Below are 23,131 nucleotides of genomic sequence, written 5' to 3' on the forward strand. Positions count from 1 at the left end.
ACACTGGGTGTCGCTCCAGGCGCGACAGGGCCCGGGAGCCGGCCATGGTGACGTGGTCACGGCCACCGACACCCGCCTCCACGGCACCGCGACCGCACGGGCCTGGCACCGGCTGCACCCCACGCTGACTCACCGCACCGCCTGGACCGCCCAGCACGGCCCGCTGCCGATCATCGACGGCACCACGTATTCGGCGGCTTCACCTTCGACGACCAGATCGACGCGCCGAAAGGGCAGGCCGCATCTCCCACAGCCGCACGGTGCAGGGCAGCTGGACGGCGATCCGCAGCAAAGGCCGCGACGGCTTCCAATGGTGGGTGCTCGGCGCCTTCGAGTCCCGGACACCCTTCGTCGGCGACCCGCACGAGGCCGCCACCCGAATGGCCGCGGAATTCGCGGCGCCGCTGCCTTAGCTGATCGCCGCGACCGAGCCGGGCAATGTGCAGCACTGGGTCCTGCGTGACCGCGAACCCCTCCAGCGGTGGTCGAAGGGCCGGGTCACGCTCGTCGGCGACGCCGCTCACCCCACCAGGTCGTACGCCGCCTACGGCGCCGGCATGGCCACCGAGGACGGCTACTTCCTCGGCCGAAGCCTGTCCGGCATCGACCTGTCCGACTACCCCGGTCATGATCGACGGCCTCCGACCTGCGCGAGGTGCCACCTGATCAGCGAGGACATCGCCCCGCCATCACCGGCTTGCCGACGGCGTTGAGCATCTGGTCAACGCCTAGATCTACTCCCGGGTCGGGCGCGGAAGGGTGTCACCGCGCCTGGCCGCCAGGATGGCCGCGCCGGTCGGCCCCAGGGTCCACCGTCCGGATCGCGACTGGATGATCAGCTGCGTTGACTCCACCGCTGGTTCGACCCACCGTGGCATGACCAGAGGATGAGCTTGGTGCCGTTGGCGGTGCCGGCACCGTTGGCGTCCAAGCACAGCCCTGACTGCGCGACGGTGAGGGTGCCGTTCGAGTTGAAATTCCACTGTTGGTTGGTGCCGCCGTGGCAGTCCCAGATGATCACCTGGGTGCCGTTGCTGGTGCCTTGCCCGTTGGCGTCCAGGCATTTATTGCCGTACACCTGGAGTTGTTTGTTGGCGGTGTAGGTCCAGCGTTGGGCGGTGCTGTTGCTGACGCAGTCCCACAGCTGCACCTGGGTGCCGTTGGCGGTGCTGGCGTTGGGCACGTCGACGCAGCGACCCGACTGCCCACCCACGAGTTGGACACCCTGTTGCGGGTTGCCGCCGGCCGGAGCGTATCCGGCAGCGGTGATGTTGGCCTGCACGGCGTTCTCGGTGGCTTCTGACGGGTAGCCGGAAGTCAGCACGCCCTCGAAGAAGGTGCCGCGGCCGGTGACGCTGTTGTCGCCGCCGATACCGAGCAGGATGGCCCCTTCCTTCTTCATCGGGTGGTATCCGTTGGGGCGTCTTCCATCGAAGTAGGTCGTCAGGCCGCCGAACTGCGCGTTGCCGCCCCGGATCGCCCAGTGGTTCGGCTCACCCTTGACCATGGCAGTCACGAAGCGGTGGTTGATGGAGGGGATGTTGTTGTACCCCGCGTTCACTCCGGAGAAGAGTCCCCACTCCAGGTCGGCCATGATCCAAGGGCCCGGCCCGGCACCGTAGCCCCACTGCTTGTTCGCTCCGAAGTAGACGGTCTCCATGATGGCGGGGGCGTCGGCCACGCCGTCGGTCTGCGCGTTGCCGTAGTCGAAGCAACACCACTCGTTGTAGTGCGTGCCGTCGACGACGGCGTAGATGCCCTCCGGCTGGTCGCCGGTCGCGACGCCGTTGGTGTTGTTGTTGCGGTAGCCGGTGCCGGGGGCGATGTAGACGCCGTACGCCTTTTGGCCGCCAACCATGACCGGGGCCGCCTTCGCGTCGGCTAGATTGTCCCATCCACCGGGGGCGGGCCCGGGCCAGGTGCCGGGGGGCGCCTGGGTCAGGCGGTTGTTCCGGCCGGACTGGTCGTAGATGATCGTGATGAGGCAGGTTGTGTTAGCGCAGAACGAGTCCTGCGCGGCGGCATCGGCGTAGCCACCAGCACTCTGCACACCGATGTCCCGAGTGGTGTTGTCCGACGAGCGCCGGACCTGGTAGAGCGGACCGTTGTACGCGCCGTACAGCGCCCGGGTGGTGCTGTGCGCCGCCACACACGGTGTGCCACCTGAGGCGTAGATGTCACACGGCCCCGTCGTGGCGGCCAGCGCCGACGACGCGGTGGAGATGATTGCGACTCCGACGCCCGCGAGAGCCAACGAGGTTACCGCACCCAAGAGGCGGCGACATTTACTTTCCACGTTCATCGGTTCTCCGCCGATCGGTACGTGCGAGGTCATGTCGCGACGATTTGCCACTGCTGGTTGGGTCCGCCGCTGGCGGCCCATTGGATGACCTGGGCGCCGTCGTCCAGCGAGCCGCCCGACACGTCAGCGACAAGTCCGGTGCGGACGTTGACCAGGCGGTAGTAGCCGTCGCCGGTGTCGACCAGTTGCCACCTCTGGTGGGAGCTGTTCGTGTCGGACCACTGGTCGAGCTGGACGCCCGACGTGGTCGAGCCGCCAGGGACCTCTAGCACCTTGCCACTGTGGCGGCTGACCAGTTTGTATGACGCGTCGACGCCGGGCTCCAACCGCCATTGCTGGTTGGCGCCGCCGGTCCAGGTCCACTGGATGGCCTTGGCGCCGTCGGCGGTGGACCCGCCGGAGACGTCGAGCACCTTGCCGCTGCGCCGGTTCACCAGGCGGTAGTAGCCCTGGGGCAGACCCCCGGCAGGCAGACCCACGGTGATCTGCACCTGCTGACCGGCGGTCAGTGAGATCACGCGGGCGTGTGACCCGAGGGGGGAGGAGGCGACGGGCGCGGAGGTGGAGACGGATGCCATACCGCGGCGGCTGATGAGCGTGATGTTCTGGGTGACCGCCGAGGTGAGCGTCACCGTTGCGGTGCGGGCGGCCAGGTCCCAGCCGAGGCTGTCGATGCGGACCCGGTTGCGGCCGCGTACGCCGGTGATGTTGCCCTTTGCGAGCTGGTCGGGCAGGGCAGGCAGCAGTTCGACGAGGCCGGGCCTGGTGTAGACGATCGCTTCGGCGAGCACGCCAGGCAGGGCGTTGGCCGCGTCGGCGTTGTAGATGTCCAGGTTCGGGTTGTGTGAGGTCATGAGCGACCTGAAGACCATGTTGTTGCCGAGGATCTTCCGGAGATTGCCGTAGACGAGGTTGCTGTCCTTCAGCCGTGCGGCCGCCAGGGCCCGGTGCAGGCTGCCGTGCGCGGAGAGATTCTCGTCGCCGCGCAGGGCCAGCGCCCGGAGCGAGGCGGTGACCAGGGCAGGCTCGTCCTCCGGGTTGATCTCGTGCAGCGGCCATGCCCCGTACAGGTGATGGACGTGCCGGTGGTTGTAGCGGTCGGTCAGCCCGGGCCAGGACCATTCGGCGAGGGCGCCGTCGCCGTTGACGGCGTAGGGCGGCAGCTTGCCCAGCAGGGCGGTCCAGCGTTCGACGCCCTGGCCGCGGCCCTGTTCGACGCCGAGGGCGTTGGCGGCATCGACAGCGGCACGCAGGGCGTGCTTGCCGGCCTGGATGTCGCCGGTGGCGTTGATCGCCAGGAGGACGCCGGTGCTGGCCGGCGAGTTCTCCATGGAGAAGGACGGCACGAACACCACGTCGCCGTTCGCGTCCGTGCGGGTCAGGAAGTCCTCGTAGAACAGGGCCAGCTCCATCAGCGCCGGGCCCAGCTTGTCCCGGAGGAAGGCCTGGTCGCCGGTGACCTGGTAGTACTCCAGTAGCGGGTAGAGCAACCAGTCGGCGCCGCCGGTCCAGCAGTGACCGGGAAAGCCCGCGTCGAAGTGCAGCATGTGGCCGTACTCGCCGTCGGTGCGGGACGGGGCGTGAAAGCCGCGGGCGCCGTAGAGGTTCCGCGCGTTGGTCCGCCAGTGGGCGAGTTGGCCGAGGATCAGGTCGAAGTAGCCCTGCATCGCGTCGGTGAGGTCGAGGATGTTGCCTCCGGCGACCTGCAGGTTGACGTTGGCGTCGGTGGTGAAGTCGTCGGCCCAGGCGGCGTTCCAGGATCCGGCCCAGATGCCGGTCAGCCGCGGCGGCAGCACCCCGCTGGAACTGATGAACAGGTAGCGGCCGGAGTCGTAGAGCCGCTCCAGCAGGGCGATGTCGATGACGTTGCGGTTGGCGTTCTGCCGGGCGATCAGTTCACTCGTCGACAGCTGCCGGTCGGCGGCGGAGACGTTCAGGTCGAGGCGGGAACGGTCGTACATCGCCGAATGCAGGGCGACGTGCCGGCTACGGAGCGCGGTGTAGTCGGCGCTCAGCGTGGCCAGCGCGGCGTGTAGTGGTCTGGCGTCCCACGCCGTGGGCGACTCGTACCGGTCGAGTTTGGTCAGCAGCACGAGCTTGGTGGCGCCGGTGACGACGATGGTGGTTCCGTTCACGGTCACCGTGCCACCGGTAGGGACGACCCGGGTGACCCCCTCGTAGCCGAACGCACCCTGCCCGGACGGGTACGTGCCCCGCAAATTCAGATAGCCGGAGCCGTTGCTGACCGTGGCGAGGGTGGTGAAGCTGACCGAGCCGGGGACGCCGGCCAGCGCCGTGTTGAGGCTCAGCGTGGTGTCGATCGTCCGGCCCGGAGCGGGCGCGAGTTCGTGGACGACCACCTTGTCCGCCCGGGAGGCGAAGGCCCGCCGGGTCCAGACGCCGGAGCCATCGGTCCAGGTGGAGGTGACCTCGCCGGTGCGGAAGTCGGTGATCCGGGCGTAGTCGTTGACTGTGGTCACGCCCGGAGTGCTGATCCGCAGCTCGTAGCCCGGGTGGAACGCCTGGGTCCAACGCAGGCTCCAGCCGGAGGTGAAATCGGTGTTCGCGCCGCGGTAGTCACCGGCCATCGCCTTGCTTCGGACGCCGGCGAGTCGTCCGGAGATGACCGGTGGGGTCTGGCTCCGGGTGCCGTTGGGCAGGACGTAGCGATGGTGGTTGAGAACCACCCGCTCCAGCGCCGGACCACCGAACAGGACAGCGCCGTATTCGCCGTTGCCGGTCAGGAAGCCGTGCGTCCAGTCCGTGGCGGGGGCGGTGTCGTAGATCCCCCGTTCGGGGAGCGTGACCTGGGGAGGCACCGCGGCGGCGGCCGATCGGGCGAAGACCGCCGCGGGCAGGGTTGCGGCGCCTATGGTCAACGCAGCGGCCGTGACAAAGCGCCTGCGATCCATGGGCAAATCCATCAACGAGACTCCTTCGTCGCGGTCATGCGGTCGAGAGCGGGCGGGCAGGGCGCGCGGGCTGCGCACCCGCCGGCCCGATGGCCGCCGTCCTTCGCCGTGCCGGGCACGGCTCAGTTACGCAGGCTCCACTGCTGGTGGGATTGCCCGTTGCAGGACCACAGGATGATGTCGGCGGTGCCGGCGCCGTCGGCGTCCGCATCGACGACCGTCGGGAACCGTGCGGACGTTTGGATCGAGTGGCGCAGCGTTCTCCCTTCGGCCGGACGCGCACCACACGCGGAAGCGACGAGTTATCGAATCGACGTGCGGTGCCTTCGCGTCGCGCTCAATCTGTGCTCGCCGGTCTGGGGATGGCCGGCGTGCGTACGCTGACTGAGCGAACCGGTTCGGCGAATGCTACCATCAAGTGAACGATATAAATAGGTCTATCTCTTGAGTGCACCACGGCGGCACTTGCCAGCGCACCTGGCCATCTGATCCCGGCCGCGCCGCACGCCGCGCAGAGGGCGCAACCTGAGCGAGAACTTCCGAATCGACTCGTAGCCTCTTGGTCCGCCCCTGAGGGATCGCCGAAATCAACTCGCTGGTTTGATCTCTTGCTGCCGACGCAGGCGGCGCGGGTGGACGTGCCGGCTCAAGCGCGGTTGACGCGGCGAGCTATGGACACCGCTTGCCCAGGCGCGTTGCCAGTGGGAGCGTGCACAGCGCAGCCGGGGAAACTCGACGCCCCGGCGCTCGCGAACCCGCCAATAGCCGGCAGGCGCATGGGTCTGCTGCACCGATAGGTGACATCTGAGATGGCTCGCCCGGTGGGCGGGCTGGAAGGATGTTGCTGTGCCCAAGCCTTACCCCGGGAGTTCCGCGACGATGTCGTGCGGGTGACCCGTGACCGCGAGCCAGGCGTGACGGTCGAGCAGATCGCCAAGGACTTCGGGGTCCATCCGATGACGTTGTTCAAGTGGCTGCGCCAGGCCGACGTCGACGCCGGCCTCACGCCGGGGACGGCCGGCGGTGAGTCGGTCGAGCTGCGGGAGGCGCGTAAGCGGATCAGGTTGTTGGAGCAGGAGAACGAGGTTCTGCGGCGGGCCGCTGCCTACTTGTCGCAGGCGCATCTGCCGGGAAAGGCTCTACCCGCTCGTGAGCGAGCTGGCCGCTGACGGGATCCCCGTGGCGGTGACGTGCCGGGTGTTGAAGATCGCTCGTCAGCCCTACTACCGGTGGCTGGCCCGACCCGTCACCAGCGCCGAGCAGGTAGCGGCGTGCGGCCTGCCGACATCAGTGCGGGTGAGCCGTATCCGTTGGTGTTCGGCACGCACTAGGGAGACCGCGGTCCGGGCCCATCGGTCGATTCAGCGATGCAGGTAGGCGCGGATGGTGGTGCCTGCCGAGGTGGTGTGGACCCGGACAAGATCGCACAGCTGGTTGACCAGCAGCAGGCCTCGGCCGCCGCCGAGCGCGTCGGGCGGCACAGGGATACGTCCGGCGAGGGGATCGCTGAGGCACCCGTCGTCCGTCAGCTGACAAACCAGCTGGTCATGGTCGGTCCAGAGCGCGAGTTTCCCCGTTCCGCCGCCGTGCCGCACGGTGTTGGTGGTCAGCTCGTTCACGGCCAGGACCAGATCCTCTGTCCGCTGCGGTGGCAGCCCGGCCCGCTCGGCGTGCTCGGTGACCATGCGCCGCACGATCGGCAGGGCGAACACGTCGACGGTGAGGGTGGCCGCATGCGGTGGTGGGTCGGGCAGCGGCAGGTTGAAGCTCGCGGCCACCACGACGGGGTCGTCGTAATGGACGCTGTCGAAGCCACCGTCGGCGTTGAGCATGACCGGGTGGGTCTTGTAGGCGTCCTCGATCCACGCCGGGTCGAGCAGCCGGGTGTTGTAGGGGCACAGGATCGTGGCTGGCCGGCCGGTGAACGCGGCGTTGATCAGCGCCTCGTGCTGGGCGCATGCCGGGTATTCGGTGGCGCTGCGGCCCGCCCAGATCGGCTCGCCGATCAACCGTACCCGCTGCCCCGGGTGGGCGTTGGCGAAGGCCAGCAGAACGGTGGGGATGATCCGGCCCGGATTGCGGCCGGCCACCATCATGTCGCGCAGCAGGACCCGCTCGGCGTCCGCGCCGAGAGCGTCCCGGATCAGGGCGAGGTTGTCGGCGGGCACGGCCACCGCGACCGGTTCCCCGGCGGCCAAGCCCTCGCGGATGTATGGCACGGTGCCGGCCAGGTATTCGTCGTCGTCGCAGTACAGCAGCGCCGGATGGATGAACGCTTCCGCGGTCGTCGTGCTCATGCCTCCAGCTCCGTCCCAGTGGCGCGGCTGAGGTGAACCGCCGGCAGTTCGGTGATGCCCAGGCAGGCTAGAACCCTTGCCACCGGGCCGTGGTATCCGATTAGGCGCACGCCGGAAGGTGCGCGCAGCGCGAGTCGTGTGAGCAGCGCGGCGGTCGTGGCGTCGGCGAACCGCAGGCCTGCCAGGTCGACGTGGATGGGCGTGGCCGGGTCGGGATGCTGGTCCACCAGAGCCTCGACGGTCGCGGCCACCGCTTGGCCGCTGCTGTAGTCCGCCTCGCCGGTCAGCCTCAGCCCGTACGGGTCGCTGGTGCGGCGGATGCGCAGCAGCGGCGCCCAACCCGGGGCCGCCGCTGTCGCGCGGGTCGCGGGGTGCGCGCACGTGACCTGCTGCAGCAGGGCACCGTCGAAGGCGTGCCGGTCGTAGACGCAGACACCCAGGGCCTGCCCGTCCATGTACAGGTGGTTGACTTGCGCCTCGTAGGCGGCCAGCTGCCCGACAGCGGCCGGATCGCTCAGCGCCCAGGCCATGTCACCGACCAGGCGCAGCCCCGGAAAGCCGTCGAGTGTTGCCCGCTCGACGTGACCCAGCAGCGATTCCATGAGACGGTCCGGCTCAAAGCGGCCCGCCGGCAGGTATGCCTCCCGCGCCGACAGCACCTCCAGTTGCCCCGGCCGGCCTTCCCGGCCGGGCAGAATGCCGCGGGTTTCCAGCCGGGCCAGCACCTGCGCCGGCGGCACCGACTCGGTGAACACCATCACCCGGTCACCGGCAGCCAGGCCGACCGCGACGGCCTGCGCGATCACCTCGAACCCGTCAGCGGCACCATCGACAAGGGCGCAGACGTGGTCACCGAGTTGGAGCCCCTCCACCGTTCCGCGCCCTCCACCTCGATCACCTCGTGTCGATCCCATTATGCACGCGACGACGACGGCAACACCGTCGCGCCAGTACGGCCCGATCGACGGATCAGCACGTCAAGATGGCACCACGCGGGCATCGCAACGCCCCGGCCCCGGTGTTCGCTGCGGTCGAAGCGCAGGCGTTGCGGCCCGCCCGGTTAGTGCCTCATCGGCTCCTTGGCTGCGGCTACCCGCAGCGGCCGGTAGTCGTTCTCGTCGAGTTCGGCCGATTCGCCGTCGATTTCCACCCAGAGGGTGCTGGAGAAGTTGACGTTGGCACCGTGGCCGGGCCAGATGTGCGCCAGCAGGTCGACGCCGCTCGGGCGGCCGGAGCGGCGCAGCGCGGTTACCGCGAGGCCGTAGTGACTCGGTGGTTTAGCCGCGCTGCCCTACCCGCAGCCAGCTGACCAAACCCTCGCGCACGGCTGACGCACTCAGCCGAGTCAAGTGCACAGTTGCCGTTTGTCAGCGAGGAACCGCAAGGTCAGCTCGAGGCCTTCGGTTTCGCCGAGCCAGCCTTCGGCCGGCGCGTGTGGGGGATGCCGGCGCTCTCGCCGCGGGTGGCGGTGAGGGCGCCGGCATCACGGTGGGGTCAGTTGGTGACGCGGAAGGTGGCGTCGCCGCGTGCTGTCGTGGTGGTAATGGGGTCGAGGCGGAGTTGGTAGGCGTAGTGGCGGATGTAGCGGTCGGTGTGGTTGTAGGACTGGAAGGACGACCAGGTGGGATCGGCGAGGCCGGCGACCTGTCGGAAGGTGGCGTCGGCGGCGAACTGTGCGGTGCCGTCGTTGCGGACCAGTTGGAAGTCGTAGTTGGCGTGGCGCAGGAAGTAGCCGGGGAAGTTGACCGACTCGAAGGAGACGGTGCCGGACCCGGCGAGGCCGGGCCGGAGCCGGAACTGGGCGTCCGGGCCGGTGATGTTCTGGTCGATGCGTACGTCGTAGTTGGCGTGCCGCACGTACCGGTCGGGGAAGTTGTACGACTGGATCCGCTTGGCGGGGGTGCTGGGCCAGCGGGCGAGGACGCGGCCTTCCTCGGCGGCGGTGAGGGTCAGGATCGAGCCGTGGCGCTTCTTGGTGACACCCATGTTGTAGCTTCCCGACGCCGGGATCTGGTAGGTGCCCACGGTGGAGGGGTCGGTCGTCGTGACCGGCATGTACCCGCGTCCGGACGAGTACTGGTCGAGGTAGATGGCCCACTCGTTGCGGTCGCGGAACTTCATCCACATCGGGCCCTCGACCTGGGAGCCGGTGAGGCCGATGCCGGAGAGGTTGCCCAGGTGTGTCCACGTCCCGAGGATCGAGTTGCTGCCTTCGAGGGTGATCTGGCCGTCGCCGGAGGCCCGTACGTAGCGGTGGGTGCCGACGCCGGCCGGCAGCTCGACGATCTGGGTGTCGATGAGTTCCTGGGTGCCGGGGCGGTCGATGTAGATCTGCGGGGTGGTGATGGTGCGGAAGTCGCTGGTGCGGGCGTAGAAGATGCGGTGCTTCGTCTTGCCGTCGAGTGGCACGTTCGTCGCCCAGTACAGGACGTAGTCGTTGGTGGCCGGGTTCCAGATCGCCTCGGGCGCCCAGGCGTTGCGTCCGTCGGGGATCGCGCCGGCGACGTTGAGCAGCCACGGCTGCGACCAGTTGATCAGGTCCGTCGACTCCCACACCACGAAGCTGCGGCTGCCGTTGTTGATGGAGCCGTCTACCGTCGACCCGCAGCCCCAGCACAGGTCGGTCGCGATGATCCAGTACCTGTCACCACCGGGGGAGCGGACCAGTGCGGGATCGCGCACCCCGCGCGTGCCGAGCGGGGAGCGCAGGATCGACGCCCCGTCGTTGAGGTCGTTCCAGTGCAGGCCGTCGGTGCTGTGCGAGAGGTAGATCTGCTGACCGGTCGACCCCTCACCGATGAAGTGGACCATCAGGTAGCCCGGGTCGGCGGCGACGGCTCGCTGCGGTGCGGTCACCACCCAGGAGGTGAACAGCAGGCAGGCGGCAGCCAACGTCGCCACCAGCCTGAGCAAGATCTTGGACATTTGTCTCCTTTGGGATAAATAACCTAAGTCGGCGGTCCAGCCGGGACATTCGCGTCTCATTCCTAAGCGACCATGCGGAACGTGGCGTCGGCGCGTCCGGTGGCGGTGCTGATCGGGTCCAGGCGGAGCAGGTAGTCGAAGTGCCGCACGTAGCGGTCAGGGTGGTTGACCGACCGGAACGACACGGCCGAGGCGTCCGACAGACCGGGTACGCGCTGGAACGCGCCGGGCTCGGGTTGGGGTCGATCCGTGCGTCGAAGTCAGCCTGGTGCATGTACCGGTCAGGGAAGGATCCCGCAACCCAGCGTCCCAGCGGTCGGCCTCGCCACCGGGTTGTTCTGGTTCAGCGAAGACCAGTTGAGGCCGTCAGAGCTGACGGCCAGGTGCAGTGCGTAGCTGTCACCGAGCCGGTTGGGACTCTCGGTGAAGTACGCGAAGACGTACGCGGTGTTGGCCGCCAACGCGGCACGCGGCCTGGACGGGACCGCGCCGGCGCTGACGGCAGTGGTCAGCACGGCGAGGCGGTTGACCGACCGACGGGACAGACGCATGTCGAAGACCCCCTTCCTGATGCAATAAATGGACTGACATCGATGTTAGCGTTAACATTTTTGGAAATTGGGTGGGCGGGTGATCGGGGATGGTGTGCGGCCACAATGGATCATGTGACGACGTGAGCGGCCTCGCAGAGTGGGTCAACCCGCAACCACGACTTTAGTTTCGGTAGTGTTACCGTTCACATAAACCATGTCAAGAGTGCTTCCAAGGATCCAGAAGCGCCACGGGCGAGGTTGGTGCTGGGTGAGGGTGACGCTCGCACACCCGGTCGGGCGCCGCCGTGACACGTTCCGGCTCAGCCCGCCGGAGCTCGCTGCCGCCGCACGGAGTCCGTCCAGACCGCGTTGGCCATCTGATGTTCCTGTTCACTGCAGAGCTTGAATGGTTGAGTCGATCTATTGGTGGTCGGCGTGACTGGAATCGATCAGTTGTTGTAGGCCGGGTGGTTGAGGTATCCCGACAGTGGTGGTCTGACCGCGCCGGCGCGGGCGAAGCGAGAGCAGGTGCGACGGCAGGCGGCGGATTGGTTTGAGCAGGGCGTGCTGCCCCCCGGCCCGGCCGCCGGGGCGGTCGGGCCATAGACGGCCCGTAGCAAGGCGATACCGTCAGCACCGACCTGTTGCACGTACTCGCGCAGGGCGACCGCCCCGGTCGGCTGCCGCTCGTGACGCACCGACCGGCCATACCGCTGCGCCCACTCCGACGGCATGACACCGGCAGCCACACCTCATCCACCCTCGCCAGGGCCTCCAACGCCGCCCGTATCGTCTCCGCGACCAACTCCACCCGACTCAGCCGGCGCACCGCCGCAAGGACATGGGTGGAATCCGTACGCTGCCGGCCCCGCGCCCGCATGAACCCCGCTCCCGCCAACCGCTCCACCATCACCGCGAGCAACCGATCAGCCCGATCACCCTCGGCCAACCGGTCCCGGAACTCACTGAGCACCGAATGATCAAACCCCGGCTCGGTCAACTCCATCCCCAACGCGTACTTCCAGTCGACACGCCACCGCCCGCGCCGCCTGCCGATCAGTCAGGTTCTCCGCGTACTGCAACATCGACACCAACGCCAACCGGGCAGGCGACACCCCACGACGACCATCGGCCGGGAACCAGCCGACGAAGTCATCGTCAACGAACAGGTCCTCCAACCGATCCCGCATCACCATCGCCGGCGTGCCCTTCGGACTCGCCGCCCACGCCACCCGAGCCGTCTCCACCGGCACCACCGAACCCGACCCCGCCCCAACGACATCCGCTACTCCAACACTGAAGAGTCCTCAGCTCTGGCAGCGACGCACCCGACCCAACCAAACTACCAAGATCACCAACAGCATCCCGAATGTGAGACAGAGCCTAAAAGGCGACCCGTCTCGGTGACGGTTGGTTGACGTGGACATAGCTGTAATGGGGCCCATGAGAACCCTCCGCGCTTTCCTGCTCGTGGTCGCCGTCCTGGCGGCGACCCTCGTGACACCGGCCCCCGCGCAGGCTGTCACCACCCACATCTATCCCGCCACCCGGGACACCTACGTCAAGGCCAGCTCCCCGAACACCAACTACAACAGTCAACGACAGCTCGTCGTCGCCGGCAGCCCGGACCGGATCTCCTATCTGGCCTTCGCGGTCACCGGCCTCACCGAGCCGATCCTGCACGCGACCCTACGGATGAAGACCCTGGACACCAGCAACGCCGGCAGCACCGACGGCGGCCGCGTCTTCCCGGTTGGCAGTTCGTGGTCGGAGACCACGCTGACCTACGCCACCCGCCCGGCACCGATCGGCCCCTCCGTCACACCCATCGAGCGGGTGAAACCCGACACCATCCACGACATCGACGTCACCGACGCGATCCGGGGCAACGGGGTGGTCAGCTTCGGCATCTTCTCCAACCACACCGACGGCGCGTACTACCACAGCCGCGAGAACAACGAGGCGGCCGGCCCCGCCCTGCTCGTCTACACCGGGGTACCCAGCACCGACGACACCGTGATACTCGCCGCCGGAGACATCGCCGACTGCCGCACCGAACGCGACGAGCAGACCGCCAAGATCCTCGACACCGAAGTCGGCGTCGTCGCCGCGATCGGTGACACCGCCTACGAGAAAGGCGCCCCCGAGGAGTACGCCGCCTGCTACGCCCCCACCTGGGGACGACACAAGTCCCGCACCCGCCCCGCTGTGGGCAACCACGAGTACCTCACCCCCAACGCCGCCGGCTACTTCGGCTACTTCGGTGCCGCCGCCGGGCCGCCAGGTCAGGGCTGGTACTCCTACAACATGGCCGGTGGCCAGTGGCACGTGGTGGTGCTGAACTCCAACTGCGCCAAGATCGGCGGTTGTCACGCTGGATCACCTCAGGAACGGTGGCTGCGCGCCGATCTGGCTGCCAGCAAGGCACGATGCACCGTTGCCTACTGGCACCAGCCGCTTTTCGCCTCCGGAGGCCGCGGCAGCTCCGCCTATCGGCCCCTGTTCCAGGCCCTCTACGACGCCGGAGTCGAGGTTCTGCTCAACGCCCATAACCACCAGTACGAACGCTTCGCCCCACAAACCCCGACCGGAGCCGCCGACCCCGACCGAGGCGTCCGGCAGTTCATCATCGGCACCGGCGGCCGCTCACTCCAACCAGATTTCCCGACCGTCGCGGCCAACAGCGAGGTCCGCAACGGCAACGTCTTCGGCGTGCTCCGCCTGACCCTGCTCCCCGGCGAGTACCGCTGGCGATTCGTGCCCGTCGCCGGTCAAACCTTCAACGAGGTCGGCACCGGCCTCTGCCACTAGATTCTGTCTTGCGGACCATGAGTCTCGCTCGTTGAGCCTGGTATGGCACGAGGTGATCTCACGAACCACGAGTGGGCTGCGCTGGCACCGTTGTCGCCGGCGCAGCCCGTACGGGGTGGCCGGTGGCGGGATCACCGGCAGGTCATCAACGGGATCTGCTGGGTGAAGCGCACCGGATCCCTGACGAGCTAGACCCGCCGGCCGGACCCGGGCCGGGTGGGTCCGGATCAGGGGCGGAGGGCCGCTGAGGGGAGGCCGCCGCCGGGCTGCGCCACGTCGGGCCACTCGCGCTGCTGCCCACGACGAGCGTCCACGATCGTGCAGGCCATCGTCGTTCTGCACCACGTCGAAGCCAACCGCTACGCAGGATGAAAAGGGCTCAACGTGTGCCAGAGCCGTTAGATCCACAGACCCTCTCGATCCCCACCGCCGACGCCCGACCGGCCGAGCTGCAGGACTAGATCCGCGTGAGTGACTGATCGAGAACTGCCCTCCGGCGCCGCAGTAGGCAACTTGGCGGTTCGGCTCAGGTTTGGCAGGGTTCCCGTCGCAATGCCGCATCGGGTTGGTCGGCGGCATGCCATACCGGGTTGAGTGCCAACGGCAGGGCTGGTGCCTGCCACGCTCCGGCGACTCTCTGGAGGGCCGAGTATTCCCACGTGAGCAGGTTGCGCGGCGGTTTACCGGTGAGGTGGTCGGCCAGGTGGCGCAGCCCGCGTCGCCGGTCGATCAGGTGGCCATGGAAGCCGGCCATTTCGATCACGGGAATCCGGGCGTTGAGCTCCGCCGGGAGCGCAATCGCATCGACAGTCGGCAGTAACGCAATCATCCGCACGCCCGGCACCGGGCAGAGCACGCGGTTGCGATAGAACGGCGCGTCGTCCAGCAGGGAGCGAATGAACGGCGAGTCGGGACTGTCCGGTGCCTCGCTGGTGGCTTCCATCAGCTTGAATATGCCGCGCAGTTGCCAACCCGTGGCGATGCCCCATCCCGAACGAGCCTGCGGCGGCGGGTAGTAGACACGCCCGGCCCGCAGGATCGGGCTGTCCAGGACCACGGTGTCGACCGCGGGGTGCGGGTAGCGGTCCAGGTAGTAGCGTACGACGAGGGCGCCTTCGCTCTGCCCCACCAACGAAACCCGTTTGCCGCTACGCGAGTGCAACTGATCCACCTGGGTGGCGAGCAGTTGGGCGCTGATGGACAGCGACTGGTGGGTGTCGGCCGGTACGTAGAACACCGGTTTGCCGTGGTTGTCGGTGCCCCGGTAGGAAAAGCGCACCACGGGAGGTTCGGATTCCGACGGGTCGCCATAGTGGGCCGAGTTGTAGCCGCCGAGGAAGATCACTGGATGGTCGATGTCCCCGAACTGTGGCAGGGCGTCGATAGGTTGCAATGACTGGCCGGCACCGCGGGCCCCCCGGTCCTCGGCGTATTCGACCAACAGCAGGCTGCTCACCACCAAGGTGACGACGAGCGGCATTCCGGGCAGTCGGGGCCACCGCACCCGCTGCTGGAGCACCGTTGCGCGCACTTTTCGCTGCCACAGCAGGCCGTTGGCCATGCCGGCCACGGCGGCCGCCGGTACCGTCAACCGATCCGGGACGGACCAGACGAGCGCCGCGCCCGCGCAGAGGGTCACGAAGTTGAGCAGCGACCAGCCGATTATGGCGGCCGACGGCAGGCCACGCCACCAGTTCGGCAGGATCCCGCCCCGCTGGAGCAGCGGGGCCAGGACTATTACCGGCATCAACACAAGAAACTGGAAGTAGGCCAGCGAAACGTCCGAGACGACCACGGCCAGCGCGGTGAACGGCGAGAGAATCACGGTGGCGACGACCGCGAAGGCCAGGTTGCGGCTGGCCAGCCGGCGAAACGACGGACGCGACCGTTCGGCTGGCCAGGCGAGCGCGACCAGGACTGCCGAGAACAGCCCGCGGAGCACGATGGCACCCAGCGACAGGCCGGCAAACATGGCCCAGGAGTTGTGAAACACCAGTATCCAGCGCAGGTCGAAGAACGTCGCGTACGGCGAGATCGCACTGACCTGGGGCGCCAGGCCGAACGCCGAGGAGAAGTCGACGGCGTACAACACGGCCGCCACCGCCGCCGCCGGCACGGCAGTCAGGACGAGCAGCCACAGCAGACGTACCCGCTCAGGGCGCACGGTTCCACCTTCCGCCAGCCACCGGAGGGCACGAGACCAGTTGGGATCAACTTACCGTTTTATGGCTATTTCCGGGCCAGTAGGACGATCCCGGTCAGCCCGAGGGAGCACACGTCGGCCCCTTGGGCTGCCCTCACCGAGACAGTCGTTTCTGCCCCGTGCGGCCGAGACGAGACAGTAGGCTGGGGCCGGGTGATCGGCCGACTGCTCATCCCGCTTGCCGCGGTCGAGACGCGGTCGGCCAGGGCCCGTGCTGCGGCGCGGCCCCGGCGAAGCTCTTTGACGATGGCCCGTCCGGTACGCCCGGCCCGTGCCGGTTCGGTGAGCGAGCGGCGAAGGACTTCGCCGCCGCCGATTCCGATGCGCCAGGGCAGTGTGGGTGCGGCTGCGGGCCGTACGCCGTCGAAGAAGGAGAAAGAATGCGTGTCACGCGGGCGGCGGCAGTAGTCGTGTTTGCGACACTCTCACTCATTCCTGGCTCCTGCGGCAGGGGCGACAGCGGCCCCGATGTCATCGAGAAGGCCGCGGAAACAAAGACGATCACCATCGGCGTAATTCCCAACCAGCCGAACCTCAGCTTGAAAACCGACGGCACCTACGTGGGCTTCGACGTCGAGATCGGGAAAATCGTCGCCAAGGGACTCGGCGTCGACCCGGCCAACATCCAGTGGAAGGACACCACCGTGCCGGACCGCGAACGGGTCATCAAGGACGGCACAGTCGACCTCGTCGTGGCCACCTACACAATCAACGACGCGCGTAAGAAGGAGATCAGGTTCGCCGGTCCGTACTACGTCGCCGGCCAGGACTTGCTGGTCAAGGCCAACTCGACCATCAAAGGGCCGGAGGATCTCGAAGGCAAGGTCGTCTGCTCGAGCGCCGGCTCGACACCGGCCAAACGGATCCGATCGCAGTACCCGAAAACCCGCCTGCAACAGTACGACCAGGAGTCCCGGTGCCTGCCGGACCTCGAGTCAGGCGCGATCGACGCTGTGACCACCGACAATGTTGTCCTCCTCGGCTATTCCATGCGGCCAGAGAATGCGGGCAAGTTCAAGCTGGTGGGCAATACCTTCTCCGAGGAACCGTACGGCATCGGGATGAAGAAGAGAGACAGAGCCAGCTGCGAGAAGATCAACGAGATCCTGCAGGCCGCCGCGCGGGACGGGTCGTACAAAGCGGCCTGGGACGCCACGTTGGGCAAGGGCGGCGGCAACTCGGCACCGACGCTGGACGCCAGCAAAATGAGCCACTGCAGTGCGTGAGTGACCAGGCACGCGAGTGTCGGCGCGACGAGTGAGGGCCCGTGTAGCACGATGGCCGGAATCGATCGGTGAGGCACGTCGGACGTTATGTGCCCCGCCCCGTCCGCGGAGGAAGCGGCGGACACGTGGTTGGCCACCCTGGCGCAACGACTGATCGACGGTGAAGTCGACCCGCGAACCGTCAGCGAACACGTCTCAGCCTTCGTATCCTGGCACCTCGATCTCGACGAGATCCGCGCAGCCCGTGCACCGACCTACACGTCATCGTGGACGAATGGGACCAGGGCTGGGGGCGCGGCACCAGGAACTGGCCGCGACGGTTCGCCAGCTATGCCGTGATCACCTGTCACTGCTCCGCTTCGGCGGCCGCTCGTCCTGTCTCCTCCCGCTGGCCGCTGAGGAAGAAGGCGCCGAGTGCGCCGGCGAGGGTGCCGAGGACGACCACGGAGTACGCGGCGAGGAGCAGTTCGAGGACCTGGAAGAAGGTGTCGGTGGCGGTGAGCGGTTCGCCGGTGATGGTGGTCAGGGCGACATCGTGTAGGGCCTGCTCGTACGTCCGGTATGAGCTGGTGACGACCAGGAGTTGCCCGCGGCGAGGATGATCGCCGTGGTGACCACCGCGAGCCAGGCCAGCCGATCGGTCAGGAGCCGGCCTGCCGATCGGGAGCCGCGGACCGCGGCGGCGATCACGCCGGTGCCGCGTGCGGCGCGCAGCGCGGTGGCGGCGCGGGCGAACCGCAGGCAGGGTACGGCGAGGAAGATCACACGGGCAGGGTCGGATGCCTATCTCGTCGTCAGATCCGCCGAACACGGTCAGGAGGCAGGGCGGAGTCCACGCTCACGTCCCAGATGATGTTTCGGCGGCCGACCTGGCTTCTTGCCCGCGGGCAGCACCGGCTCCAGCACCGCCCACTGCGCGTCGGTCAGATCGTGCCGCCTCGTTGCCGCTACGCTGGCCACAAGGTCTCCGGTATTCAGGTCTTCTTGGTCGAAGAACCATCTACCGGAGATCTCACCGTCTATCGATCACCGACACGCCAACGAGCCGTGACCCGCCCGGTGCCTTGTAGGGTCAGCCCATGATCGCTGACCTGCAGTGTGTGGTGCTGGACTGCTCTAACCCGGCGGAACTCGCCGAGTTCTACCAGGCACTCCTTGGCGGTGCCGTCAATCAGCGGGATCAGCGATGGGCACTCAGCGACGACTGGGCCACGCTACACACGCCGTCTGGCCTTGTCCTGGCCTTTCAGCGGGTGGCGGATTACCGGCCACCGCTCTGGCCCGATCCGGCCCGGCCCCAGCAGTTTCATCTGGACTTCGGTGTTGCCGACCTAGAACGCGCCCAAGAGCAGGTGCTGACCCTGGGCGCAACGGTGTTGGACGATGGAGCAGATGGGCGCAGTTGGCGTATCTGTGCCGACCCCGCGGGGCATCCGTTCTGCCTGGTCCGCCACTTACGAAACACCACCTAGCTTGATCTTTGACCTGCGGGGCGGTGGTGTCGTCCTTGGCTGATCATGGGGACAGTCCTTGATCGATCATTCCTCTTGTCTGGGGAAGAAGATCGCATACCAGGGGTTGTCTGGTGATCGGTGTGCTCGATGCCAGGTCGACCGGTGAGGTCGGGCGGTTGGCCGCGTTCCGGTGCGAGTTCCACGTCTGTCTTACCGCTGGCCGGGGTGTGTTGTTCGAGCTGGCCGATGCGCTGTTGTGCGCGGACGCGCCGGTGTGGTCCCTGGTGGAGTTGTCGCTGGTGGGTGAGTGCCGTCGCGGTCACGGCTCGTTGTATGCGGCGTTGAACCGTGGTCGGATCGACATCGGTCGGCTGTGGACCGCGGTGGCGGTGGTGCCGCTGCCGCGGGCCGCTGACGGCCGGCTCGTCTTGGCGGTGGACGTCACCTGCTGGCTGCGGCCGGAGGCGCACACCTGTCCGGAGCGCGTTCCTGCTACACCCAGCTACGCCTCGCCCGAGGCGCCGTCGGCGACCTACGCCGACCATGGGAACGCCCAGCCCCCCGAGCGACTGTAGCTGGAGTTTGTTGGTGTGGTGAGTCGGTGGCTTTGCGCAGCCAGCGCCGACACCCAACCGACGCTGAGTGCCACCAGGTCGTCAGTGGTTTGTGCCATGGCCGGCGTCGATGAGGATCTCGGCGATGACTCGTTGCTGATCGGCGGCCTTGGCCGGGTCGTCCTCGTCGACGGCGTCGGCGAGGAGGATCAGGGCCTTCCACAGTGCCCAACCGCGGGCACGCGCCCACGTGCCGTCGTCGGCGCCGACCCGGTCGCGGAACACCGCGCGGCTGCGCCCGGTCAGCATCGTCCAGGCGATCACCAGATCACAGGCGGGGTCACCGACGCCGCAGGTGCCGAAGTCGATGATTGCGGCCAGCCTGCCGTCGCGGACCAGCAGGTTCCCGACGGCGATGTCGCCGTGGAACCACACCGGCCGGCCGTCCCACGTCGGTTCCAGCGCCGCGCCCAGCACCGCGGTGACCGCATCACGGGGGATCCGGTCACCGAGGGCGTCGATGGCCTGCCGGGCCGCCGGGGCGTAGCGGTCCAGCGGCCCACCACGGAACCAGTTGTGCAGCCCCGGCCCGGGCCCGCCGGCCGGGTCGACCTGCTGCAACGCCACCAGGAAACCGGCCAGGTCGGCTGCGAACACGGTGAGGTCGGCAACCGTGCCGGGCCGTGCCGGCGCACCGTCGATCCACTCGTAGACCGACCAGTGGAAACGGAACCCTCCGCCGGGTTCACCCTGTGCGAGCGGCACGGGAACCGGCAGCGGAACCCGCTCGGCGATGACCGGCAACCAGCGGTGCTCCTTGGCCACGGCCAAGGCGTACTCGGCGGCGGTCGGCAGCCGTATGGACATGGTGTCACCGAGGTGGAAGGTCTGGTTGTCCCAACCGTTGGTGGCCACCGGCCGCACCGGCAGGCCGGCCCACTGCGGGAACTGGGTGGCGATCAGGCGTCGAACGACGTCGGCGTCGACGAGGCGGCGATCGGGCAGAGGCACGATGTCGGGTTCGGTGGTCACCGCACCACTTGATCGGTTCCGGTTCCCGGGTGGCAACCGATTTCGGCCACCGTCGGGTATGGCCGGATGATGTCGCCGACCTCGAACCGCTCGACCCCAACGAGCGCGGCGCCACCGTTATACCGGTGCCCGGCGAGCTGGCTGCACGACTGATCGGCAGGCTGGATTGGGGCGTGCCGGCCATGATCGGCTCCCGCCTCGACCACGCTCTCGCCGGCACCTTCGCCAGCTACCCCGCAATCGCGACGGCAGTCATTCCACGGGGTCGCCGACCAGCAGCTCGACGAACTGCGTCAATCCAGAGGCGCCCGTCGTCGGTACCACAAGCCGGCCAGCCACACTGCCAGCGCCCCGCACACCACCGAGCCGATACCACCGACCAGCCACGCCGACCCGTCCGCGGTCCACGAGATGACCAGCGCGACTATGGCCGCCACCGCGAACACCACCGCGGCCACCAACAGCCCCTGGCCGGACGGCACCGTCTCAGGGGTGGGCTGCCGCGGCTCGGTCGCGGTAGGCGGCTGCCGGGCGTCGCGGGCTTCTTGCCATTCGCGCATGCTGGCGCGGCTTTCGAGGTAGACGTCGCGGACGCGTTGGATGTTGAGGTAGCGCAGGAGCCGTTCGAGGCTGACTTGGCGGGCTCACCCGCGACCTGACCTTCTACCTGGCCGGGAGACGGTGCCGACACACCCGGGTTTGAGCGGCGAATGGGCGGAGCTGGCGTATCGGGTCGACGGGCGTGGCTGCCGCCGGATGGTGCGCATCGTCTGGGGTCGGCGCGGTGGAGTTCCGCAACCCGGACGAGGCCTTACCCCGCGACTTCGACGTGCGCCGCACGGAGCACTACCAGTCGCTGCGCAAGTCGCTGGACCCGGCGATGTTCATCGACGCGTTGCAGACCGAGATGCGCGCCGAGCTGGGGGCGTTCAGTCGTCTTGATGGCGAGAACGGGCGGCTGGTTGGTGCAGGCCCGGGTGGACACCCGCCGGGTTTCCGGTGTGCTCGGCGAGCTGTTGCAGGACAGTGACGAGCCGGGCGCGTTCGCTGGCGTCGAGTGGGGTGAGGATCTCGGCCTCGTGCTGGTCGGCGACGCGGCGAGCGCGGGGTAGCAGCCCGCGCGCGGCTTCGGTCAGGTGGATGGCGTGGGCGCGGCGGTCGCTGGGATGCCGTCGACGTTCGACCAGGTCGCGCTGCTCGAGGTCGTCGAGCAGGCCGACCATGACCTTGCGGTGAATGCCCAGCGCGTCGGCGAGTTGTTGCTGGGTGCTGCCTTCGCTGCGCTCCAAGTGCATGAGCAGCCCGAAGTGGTTCGGCGCGATGCCCAGCGGCGCCAGCCGCGCGGCGAACGTCTGCGCGACGTGAAAGCCGAGCTGTGACAGCAGGAAGTTGGCCCGGCTGGCCAACGGCCGGTACGTGCCTGGTGCGGAGTCGTCGAACACTCCAATATTGTACGTCCTCGTTATTGTCCGCTACGGTAACAGTTACCGACATTCCACAACTGGAGGATGCTGATGAGGATGACCGTCTTCGGGGCGACCGGGGGCATCGGCAGCCACGTCGTGCGCCAGGCGCTCGACCGCGGGTTCACCGTGACCGCGGTCGTTCGCGACCCGGTCCGCCTCGACGTGCGCCATTCCGCACTGGAGGTCACGACGGTGTCGACACTCGACGACGCCGATGCGTTGGCCCCCGTGGTGCGCGGCAGCGACGCGGTTCTGTCCGGTGTGGGCCCGCGCGGTCGCCACGACGGACCCGTCGCCTCCACCGCCACGCGCGCGATTCTGCGCGCGATGCACGCCGAAAGTGTCCGCCGACTCGTCGCGGTCAGCGCCGCTCCGGTCGGCCCCACACCCGACGGGGACAGTTTTCTCAACCGCCGCATCGTTCTACCGGCCATCAGCGCCCTGCTCAAAGATCTGTACGCGGACCTGCGCGCCATGGAACACGCAATGGCGAACAGCCCGGCGCAATGGACGGTCGTACGGCCGCCGAAGCTGGTGAACAAACCGCTGACCGGCCGGTACCGCAGCGCCATCGGCAGCAACGTCGCGCGCGGCTACACGATCTCGCGGGCCGACGTGGCCCATGCCATGCTCGACGCCGTAGGCGACCCCGCGACCATCTACCGGGCGATCGGCATCGCGTACTGACCGGCCACCGTCTACCGGCAATCCCGAAGGATGCACAATGCCCTATCCGCCACCCCGGTTCGCCGAACCCGAACCGTACGGATTCATCTATCTGGGCTTTCAGGCCGAGCCCGCACAACGGTCACCCGTCTACACCCGCACCCCGCGCCGGCAACAGGTGGCGGCAAAACTGGCGCAGGCCGTCCCCGCCCTCGTGCGCCGTGAGGACGTCGTGTCCGTCCGCATCTTCCGGGCGGTGTTCATTCCGCCACTGCCGGGCGCACCGCGGTACGACCTCGCCATGCTGATCCGCACCATGCGTGTGGACCAGCTGCAAACGGTGCGTACCTGTGACGAGGTCTCGGTCTTCGCCGGCGAGCAAATCCTCGCCGGCGTCAACGTGGCCCGGATCGGCGACACCGAGGCTCGAACCGACGGCGACTTCCTGTTCAACCACTTCACCGCCGTGCCGGACACCGACGCCGAAGCGGTCTGGCGCTCTGTCACCGGCTGGTACACCACCAAGACCGGAGTCGACAACTCCACCGCCCTGCGGCCCATCGGGCCCTCGTCGTTCGCGCTCGTCAACTACGCGCGTCTGCCTGCCGGGTCGATCCGCTTCCTATCCGGACAACTCACGCGGCCGAGCTTCCATCGCTTCGTGCGCGCCACCCTCGACGCCCATAAAATGCGCGCCCTGCCGGCCGTCCACCGGCTCGTCCACGCGTCGGCGTAACGCTCGATCGAAGG

At 68.1% G+C, this 23,131-nt stretch carries 22 protein-coding genes and 6 pseudogenes; 12 read left to right on the forward strand and 16 right to left on the reverse strand.

The window, feature by feature from the left end:
* Positions 1-260: 260 nt before the first annotated feature.
* Positions 261-413, forward strand: coding sequence for a hypothetical protein (locus MCAG_RS36400; RefSeq protein WP_007076004.1), 153 nt, complete (start codon positions 261-263; stop codon positions 411-413).
* Positions 414-440: 27 nt separating this feature from the next.
* Positions 441-713, forward strand: coding sequence for an FAD-dependent monooxygenase (locus MCAG_RS33970; RefSeq protein WP_007076005.1), 273 nt, complete (start codon positions 441-443; stop codon positions 711-713).
* A gap of 122 nt (positions 714-835) precedes the next feature.
* On the opposite strand, the gene MCAG_RS26400 is transcribed toward MCAG_RS33970, so the two are convergent.
* Positions 836-2,335, reverse strand: a complete 1,500-nt coding sequence (locus MCAG_RS26400) for an arabinofuranosidase catalytic domain-containing protein (protein ID WP_007076006.1) — start codon at positions 2,333-2,335, stop codon at positions 836-838.
* On the reverse strand, positions 2,332-5,214 hold the full coding sequence (locus MCAG_RS26405) for an RICIN domain-containing protein (protein ID WP_232290288.1): 2,883 nt from the start codon (positions 5,212-5,214) through the stop codon (positions 2,332-2,334). The genes MCAG_RS26400 and MCAG_RS26405 overlap by 4 nt, the downstream gene beginning before the upstream one ends.
* An 809-nt stretch (positions 5,215-6,023) precedes the next feature.
* Between MCAG_RS26405 and MCAG_RS33975 the strand changes: the two genes are divergently transcribed.
* Positions 6,024-6,383: a transposase gene (locus MCAG_RS33975; protein ID WP_050778075.1), complete on the forward strand. Its 360-nt coding sequence runs from the start codon at positions 6,024-6,026 to the stop codon at positions 6,381-6,383.
* Between the two features lie 192 nt (positions 6,384-6,575).
* On the opposite strand, the gene MCAG_RS26415 is transcribed toward MCAG_RS33975, so the two are convergent.
* The 7 genes and pseudogenes from MCAG_RS26415 to MCAG_RS36405 form a co-directional block, all read right to left on the reverse strand.
* Positions 6,576-7,511, reverse strand: a complete 936-nt coding sequence (locus MCAG_RS26415) for an anti-sigma factor RsbA family regulatory protein (protein WP_007076009.1) — start codon at positions 7,509-7,511, stop codon at positions 6,576-6,578.
* Positions 7,508-8,383 (reverse strand): MEDS domain-containing protein, encoded by an 876-nt coding sequence (locus tag MCAG_RS26420; protein ID WP_036375362.1) that lies wholly within the window; start codon positions 8,381-8,383, stop codon positions 7,508-7,510. Before MCAG_RS26420 ends, MCAG_RS26415 begins: the two co-directional genes overlap by 4 nt.
* Positions 8,384-9,005: 622 nt before the next feature.
* Positions 9,006-10,436 (reverse strand): glycoside hydrolase family 43 protein, encoded by a 1,431-nt coding sequence (locus tag MCAG_RS26425; RefSeq protein WP_036375364.1) that lies wholly within the window; start codon positions 10,434-10,436, stop codon positions 9,006-9,008.
* Positions 10,437-10,498: 62 nt separating this feature from the next.
* Positions 10,499-10,648: pseudogene (locus MCAG_RS31415) on the reverse strand (AbfB domain-containing protein); the annotation flags it as partial.
* A gap of 69 nt (positions 10,649-10,717) precedes the next feature.
* On the reverse strand, positions 10,718-10,987 hold the full coding sequence (locus MCAG_RS26430; protein ID WP_007076012.1) for a hypothetical protein: 270 nt from the start codon (positions 10,985-10,987) through the stop codon (positions 10,718-10,720).
* 431 nt (positions 10,988-11,418) lie between these two features.
* Positions 11,419-11,718, reverse strand: coding sequence for a hypothetical protein (locus tag MCAG_RS35280; protein ID WP_232290289.1), 300 nt, complete (start codon positions 11,716-11,718; stop codon positions 11,419-11,421).
* A gap of 179 nt (positions 11,719-11,897) precedes the next feature.
* Positions 11,898-12,165: pseudogene (locus MCAG_RS36405) on the reverse strand (transposase); the annotation flags it as partial.
* 247 nt (positions 12,166-12,412) lie between these two features.
* Here MCAG_RS36405 and MCAG_RS26440 point away from each other — a divergent pair.
* From MCAG_RS26440 to MCAG_RS32945, 3 genes and pseudogenes are all read left to right on the forward strand, one after another.
* On the forward strand, positions 12,413-13,780 hold the full coding sequence (locus MCAG_RS26440; RefSeq protein ID WP_036375367.1) for a DNRLRE domain-containing protein: 1,368 nt from the start codon (positions 12,413-12,415) through the stop codon (positions 13,778-13,780).
* Between the two features lie 42 nt (positions 13,781-13,822).
* A pseudogene (locus MCAG_RS31430) lies at positions 13,823-13,960 on the forward strand (transposase); the annotation flags it as partial.
* A gap of 108 nt (positions 13,961-14,068) precedes the next feature.
* Positions 14,069-14,152, forward strand: a pseudogene (locus MCAG_RS32945) (IS5/IS1182 family transposase); the annotation flags it as partial.
* A gap of 154 nt (positions 14,153-14,306) precedes the next feature.
* On the opposite strand, the gene MCAG_RS26445 reads toward MCAG_RS32945, so the two are convergent.
* Entirely contained in the window at positions 14,307-15,944 is a 1,638-nt protein-coding gene (locus MCAG_RS26445; protein WP_007076015.1) for a triacylglycerol lipase, read from the reverse strand.
* 419 nt (positions 15,945-16,363) lie between these two features.
* On the opposite strand from MCAG_RS26445, the gene MCAG_RS26450 reads away from it, so the two are divergent.
* Both MCAG_RS26450 and MCAG_RS35285 read left to right on the forward strand, forming a co-directional pair.
* Positions 16,364-17,209, forward strand: coding sequence for a glutamate ABC transporter substrate-binding protein (locus MCAG_RS26450; protein WP_007076016.1), 846 nt, complete (start codon positions 16,364-16,366; stop codon positions 17,207-17,209).
* A gap of 274 nt (positions 17,210-17,483) precedes the next feature.
* On the forward strand, positions 17,484-17,750 hold the full coding sequence (locus MCAG_RS35285) for a hypothetical protein (protein ID WP_050778076.1): 267 nt from the start codon (positions 17,484-17,486) through the stop codon (positions 17,748-17,750).
* On the opposite strand, the gene MCAG_RS29940 is transcribed toward MCAG_RS35285, so the two are convergent.
* Together MCAG_RS29940 and MCAG_RS35290 are read right to left on the reverse strand one after the other, a co-directional pair.
* On the reverse strand, positions 17,732-17,974 hold the full coding sequence (locus tag MCAG_RS29940; protein ID WP_050778077.1) for a hypothetical protein: 243 nt from the start codon (positions 17,972-17,974) through the stop codon (positions 17,732-17,734). The genes MCAG_RS35285 and MCAG_RS29940 overlap by 19 nt on opposite strands.
* 90 nt (positions 17,975-18,064) lie before the next feature.
* A pseudogene (locus tag MCAG_RS35290) lies at positions 18,065-18,169 on the reverse strand (transposase); the annotation flags it as partial.
* 119 nt (positions 18,170-18,288) lie between these two features.
* On the opposite strand from MCAG_RS35290, the gene MCAG_RS26460 reads away from it, so the two are divergent.
* Entirely contained in the window at positions 18,289-18,681 is a 393-nt protein-coding gene (locus tag MCAG_RS26460) for a VOC family protein (protein WP_007076017.1), read from the forward strand.
* A 113-nt stretch (positions 18,682-18,794) separates the two neighbouring features.
* Positions 18,795-19,151 (forward strand): annotated as a pseudogene (locus MCAG_RS26465) (transposase); the annotation flags it as partial.
* Positions 19,152-19,319: 168 nt separating this feature from the next.
* Here the strand turns inward: MCAG_RS26465 and MCAG_RS26470 are convergent.
* The 4 genes from MCAG_RS26470 to MCAG_RS26485 all read right to left on the reverse strand — a co-directional run bounded on the left by MCAG_RS26470 (position 19,320) and on the right by MCAG_RS26485 (position 21,691).
* Entirely contained in the window at positions 19,320-20,249 is a 930-nt protein-coding gene (locus MCAG_RS26470) for an aminoglycoside phosphotransferase family protein (protein ID WP_036375373.1), read from the reverse strand.
* Positions 20,246-20,455: a hypothetical protein gene (locus MCAG_RS26475; protein ID WP_036375376.1), complete on the reverse strand. Its 210-nt coding sequence runs from the start codon at positions 20,453-20,455 to the stop codon at positions 20,246-20,248. Before MCAG_RS26475 ends, MCAG_RS26470 begins: the two co-directional genes overlap by 4 nt.
* A gap of 87 nt (positions 20,456-20,542) precedes the next feature.
* Positions 20,543-20,707 carry a hypothetical protein gene (locus MCAG_RS26480; RefSeq protein ID WP_198141639.1) on the reverse strand — a complete coding sequence of 55 codons (165 nt, stop codon included), beginning with the start codon at positions 20,705-20,707 and terminating at the stop codon, positions 20,543-20,545.
* 471 nt (positions 20,708-21,178) lie between these two features.
* Positions 21,179-21,691: a MarR family winged helix-turn-helix transcriptional regulator gene (locus tag MCAG_RS26485; RefSeq protein WP_007076020.1), complete on the reverse strand. Its 513-nt coding sequence runs from the start codon at positions 21,689-21,691 to the stop codon at positions 21,179-21,181.
* 78 nt (positions 21,692-21,769) lie between these two features.
* Here MCAG_RS26485 and MCAG_RS26490 point away from each other — a divergent pair, with 78 nt between their 5' ends.
* A complete protein-coding gene (locus MCAG_RS26490) occupies positions 21,770-22,402 on the forward strand; it encodes an NAD(P)-dependent oxidoreductase (RefSeq protein ID WP_232290290.1) in 633 nt (210 codons plus the stop codon).
* 37 nt (positions 22,403-22,439) lie between these two features.
* A complete protein-coding gene (locus MCAG_RS26495) occupies positions 22,440-23,117 on the forward strand; it encodes a hypothetical protein (RefSeq protein ID WP_007076022.1) in 678 nt (225 codons plus the stop codon).
* Positions 23,118-23,131 lie beyond the last annotated feature (14 nt).

Origin of the sequence: Micromonospora sp. ATCC 39149 (genome assembly GCF_000158815.1) — a bacterium.
Lineage (GTDB): Bacteria > Actinomycetota > Actinomycetes > Mycobacteriales > Micromonosporaceae > Micromonospora.